The sequence below is a fragment of the Oleiphilus sp. HI0125 genome (genome assembly GCF_001635355.1).
Genome location: NZ_LWGF01000642.1, coordinates 1 through 1,137, shown reverse-complemented (window position 1 = coordinate 1,137; position 1,137 = coordinate 1). Strand labels below are relative to the sequence as shown.

1 protein-coding gene is annotated in these 1,137 nt (G+C 43.4%); it reads left to right on the top strand.

Annotated features, from left to right (window positions below):
- Positions 1-21 precede the first annotated feature (21 nt).
- On the top strand, positions 22-1,137 hold a 1,116-nt coding region (locus A3762_RS08540; RefSeq protein ID WP_068754971.1), incomplete at its 3' end, for a tetratricopeptide repeat protein.

Below are 1,137 nucleotides of genomic sequence, written 5' to 3'. Positions count from 1 at the left end.
AAACATACGAGCCTTTTCGTTATGGTCACCGCAGATACATCAAAAGAGACAGTACTTGGAACACGAGAGTTCCAACCAGATGCTTATATAGCAAAGCCTGTCACTCGTAATATGCTTGAAGAGCGGCTATTGCAACTGATGACCCAGCAAGCCATTTTAAAACCAATCAATCGAGAGATTGATATCGACAATTACGCCAAGGCGATTAGTCTTTGTAAGCAAGAAATCGAAAATGGCACACGATACCGCTCTTGGTGCCTACAAACTATGGCAAGCCTCTATAGAAAACTAGGAGACACATCGAGCGCTCAAGGAATATATAAAGAGGTTCTCAGCCAGCGCCACATAGACTGGGCTCAACTAGGTCTAGCCCATACACTTCTAGATACCACGCAATACGATCAAGCCAAGCAAGTATTCTCGCAAGTCATTGAAAAATCACCAATGATGGTAGAAGCCTACGAAGGAGTTAGTGACGCGTGCTTGCACTTAGGACAAAGACAAGAAGCCCAAGAAGCTCTCCAAGAAGCCGTTACTATTTCTCCTAGGATGGTCAAAAGGCAGTCTAAATTGGCGAGTTTATGCGTTGAAAATAATGATCTGCGTTCTGCAAGCGAAGCATTCAGAAAAGCGATCACGTTTGGAGAGAATACCGTTCACGAAACACCTACCCTCTACTTAGATTTCGGGCGTTGTTTAAGTGACCTATCAATCGGAGATACGACTAATCAGGGCAACACTCTCGCGAACGAGGCTAGCATTCAGCTTGAGACTATTCTTGACAAATTTTCTTATGAAGAGGAAGCGTGTCATTGCGCTAATTTAGTAAAAGCTAGAGTACTAGTTGGCCGAGACAAGCACGAGCAAGCGCAAATGCTAATAGATGAAGTACAATCTTTAATTGATGTCGAAGATCTTAGCGTTGACCTAGGCTTGGAATTAAGCCGCAGCCTTCATACCACAGGTCGGCAAGACGAAGCCGAGAACTTACTAATAAAGCTATCTCAAAAATTCGAATCAGACCCTCAAGCCCTAGGCAAGATAGAAGCCTTACTAGATGAACCCGAACCTTTTGAACTTAGAATAAAAGCCAAAAGTCTCAATAAAACCGGCATTCAGCTATTTGAAAGTGGGCAA